3 protein-coding genes are annotated in these 1,952 nt (G+C 58.5%); 2 read left to right on the forward strand and 1 reads right to left on the reverse strand.

Features of this window, described 5'->3' with window-relative positions:
- Positions 1-132 precede the first annotated feature (132 nt).
- The gene (locus AC1D34_RS37100) at positions 133-345 is read left to right on the forward strand and encodes a hypothetical protein (RefSeq protein WP_441490086.1); all 213 of its coding nucleotides are present in this window, start codon (positions 133-135) and stop codon (positions 343-345) included.
- Between the two features lie 90 nt (positions 346-435).
- Here AC1D34_RS37100 and AC1D34_RS37105 read toward each other — a convergent pair whose 3' ends face one another.
- The gene (locus AC1D34_RS37105; protein ID WP_441490087.1) at positions 436-720 is read right to left on the reverse strand and encodes a hypothetical protein; all 285 of its coding nucleotides are present in this window, start codon (positions 718-720) and stop codon (positions 436-438) included.
- A gap of 582 nt (positions 721-1,302) precedes the next feature.
- Between AC1D34_RS37105 and AC1D34_RS37110 the strand changes: the two genes are divergently transcribed.
- Complete coding sequence (locus AC1D34_RS37110) at positions 1,303-1,692, forward strand: hypothetical protein (RefSeq protein WP_441490088.1); 390 nt, start codon at positions 1,303-1,305, stop codon at positions 1,690-1,692.
- Positions 1,693-1,952: the final 260 nt, after the last annotated feature.

Consider the following 1,952-nt stretch of genomic DNA (forward strand, 5'->3'; position numbering starts at 1 on the left):
GACACGGCTCTCGCCATGCCAAATTGTGACGCGATCTTCATCAGCTGGCTGGCACCAACGCCCGGCGTTTTCGTCGAGCGGCCGCATTGCCGTATAGCTCTGCTCATCGAATCGCCATTGACGGAAGAGATCATGCCTAAGCTCTGCAAGTTCACTTCGCCCTCCGATGGGAAGCCCGTCTACGTCAATCCCGCGCAGGTCAGCGTGGTCTACACGTTCAAGGGCAACCCGCCGGACACCATCATCGGCTTCCGCAAGGACTTCATGCTCGGCGTGAAGGAGAGCCTGGAAGAGGTGGTCGAGATTCTCGACAAGGCGACGGCCGAGGAGACGGCTGGCAGCTAGACCTGCGAAGTATGGGGCTGCCGGGTCGCTCGGGCCGTTCCGGCTCGCGCGGGAGCGTCCCGGCCTTGCTCCCGATTGACCTTATCCTGGTCAGGACAGCCGCCTGTCGCGGATGTCGAAAATGCGCTCGCATATCCCGAGATGTTCGGCGAGCAGCGTCTGCAGAGGCGTCAGCGGCCGGAAAGCGCGCATGTCCTGCTCGAAATCGACCTCCTCGGCCCAAGCCGCGATCGCCTCATCGGCAACGAGCAATTGCTCCTCGGTCGGGGCCCCGCCGTGGGGTTGGCCCCTCTCTTCCGCGAGGCTCAGCGCGATCGTCTGCCGCAGCTCCTGCTCCAACCGAATGAGCGGCTCGAGTTCATCGACATAGGACATGAAATCTCCTCCTGCGGGCGCAGCGAGCACTCGCTGCTGATCGGATCGTGTGTGAGCCATTCAGGCAGCTCGCGAGTAGGTACCTTCCGCCTGCCACACACCCATATCGTTCAGCGCCTAGAGCCTGACAGCATGGCATTTGCGAGCGGGAAGCCGACTTGCCCGCATTGCTACCGGACATATGCAGAGCAGGCCGCCACTCGGAAGTGATGCTTCGCGATTCGTGATCAGCAGCATAAGACCGAGGAAACGCTCGGCTCTTTGCCCCAGATTGGCCCTACGGCTGATCCGGAATGCTTGTGAAACCAAGCTAAACAATGGTGCGCAGGAGGGAACCGTAAGAAACCTATTTGGTATTAAAATTTAAAATATTTTTCTAATTCAAGTATCCATGAGGCCAACGATAAGGCCAACAATCAAAAACGCTGCGGCGCTCCAAGTGAGCTTTCCACAGGCGGAAGCGTTTTGAAGCAAGTCTGGCGATACGCCCCTCACGGCGCTTGCCCAACGTCTAGCAAAAATGGGCGCGAATGCTATCTTCGCRCCGGGATGACGCAAGAGACTCGACGGCAGGTGGTCACGATGAAACAGGCATTGTTAGCGGCAGTTGCCGTCATTGGCATCAGTGGTACAGCCACCGCCCAAAATTGCCCCTATGATTCCCGGTGCATCAACAATCCGTATGGAGCCGGTAACCCGTACAATCCGGACAGCTTGAACAACCCCTATGGCCGCTACGGCTCGCCTTACAGCAACGAGTCAGCAAAGAACCCTTACGCAACAAACGCGCCGAAGCTCTATGACCAAGACGGTAACTATCGAGGTCGCCTCAGCGCGAATCCATACGATCCAGACAGCACGAGCAATCCTTACGGACGATACGGCAGCCCGTATTCGTCTGACAGCATCAACAACCCCTACGGGGCAGGAAATCCGTATGGCCGACCGCTAACCGTTGTGCCCCAGAACTGACTACTTGGCTTATTGGCCGCAAAAAATTGGTTCGAGCCTAGGAGCCGTGGGCGCTTGGTCTCGAGCGGCGGCCTGCACTGTGAACTGATGGGGTGGATCCCCCCTCCGGCTGGCACCGTAAGGTGCCAGCGAGCGCCATCAAGGCGCGTTCGAAGGAGGAGCCGTGGCGATCGATCTCGCCAAGCGAATCTTCCAAGTCTGCGCGACTTCAGGCCGGAATTATCTAGGAAAATCAGCAACCTCAAGGGGTTGGATGGTGC

The organism is Allobosea sp. P1_A7, from assembly GCF_056406775.1.